Annotated in this window: 1 protein-coding gene; it reads right to left on the bottom strand. The window is 22.7% G+C overall.

All coding sequences use genetic code 11. From position 1 onward, the window contains the following. Positions 1 to 998, bottom strand: a 998-nt coding sequence (locus tag AMN80_RS01750) for a glycosyltransferase (protein ID WP_075520304.1), incomplete at both ends; no start/stop codon positions are given.

Here is a 998-nt window from a genome sequence, read left to right as displayed (position 1 = left end):
ATCTTCATATTTTTTAAGATTTTTTTTACTATCAAATCTATGCAGAGCTCCCACCGCTTTTTGTAAAAGTTTTTGACATTTACTTTCGTTATGAAAATAATAAATAATTTTATTTGCCAATTTTTTGTGGTTTTTAACCTGAAATAGTAGTCCACCCTTTCCATTTAATAAAATTTCTGAGGGACCAGTTTGACACCTTGTAGAAATTATAAATTTTTTTAAAACCAAAGTTTCAAGTAATACATTTGGTAGTCCTTCATAAGTAGACGTGAGGACAAACAAATTTGATTTTTTAATGAGAGGAAATGGATTTTTAGTAAAATTGATAATTTTTACAATTTTTTTCAAATTATTATAATTAATGTAATTTTTCATTGACATTAAATTTATTCCTCTACCTACAATCATTAATCTTAAATTTATTCTGTCCTTAACAATGTTAATTGCTCTTAATAACGTTAAATGATCTTTTTGATCTGTAAATCTACCTACGTTTATAATATTTAAAGTATTCTTTTTAAAAAAAGTATTTCTAACTTTTTTTTTAGATAATCTAATTATTTCCTCTTTATTTAAAGGGTTATAAATTACTTTTGACTCTACATTGAAGTTTCTTTTCAATTCCTTTTTAAACTCAATACTATTAACCATTGTGATGTCTGCAAGTTTTAGTAACTTTTTAAAGATAAATTTTTTAAAAAAATTTTTTGACCAACCAATTGGAGCTGAATTAGATCTGACAACAATTTTTACATTTAATAATTTACATATTACTAAGCAGTATATATTTGCCTGGAAGGAAAAAACCTTGATATCACGATTTTTAATCAAAATTTTTACTAAAAGAATTAAGCAAATAAAATATTTTATTCTCCTCCCATATTTTTTCCAAAAATTTATTTTTGGTGAAATAATCTTGATTCTTTTGTCAAACTTTTTTTTAAATTCTGTCGAAGTTGTTATTAAATAAATATTTTTAAATTTTTTGGAAAAATAGT

It is taken from the genome of Candidatus Pelagibacter communis (genome assembly GCF_001179985.1).
Classification (GTDB): domain Bacteria; phylum Pseudomonadota; class Alphaproteobacteria; order Pelagibacterales; family Pelagibacteraceae; genus Pelagibacter; species Pelagibacter ubique_J.
The sequence above is the reverse complement of the archived record's forward strand: the minus strand, read 5'-3'. Positions and strand labels throughout refer to the sequence as shown.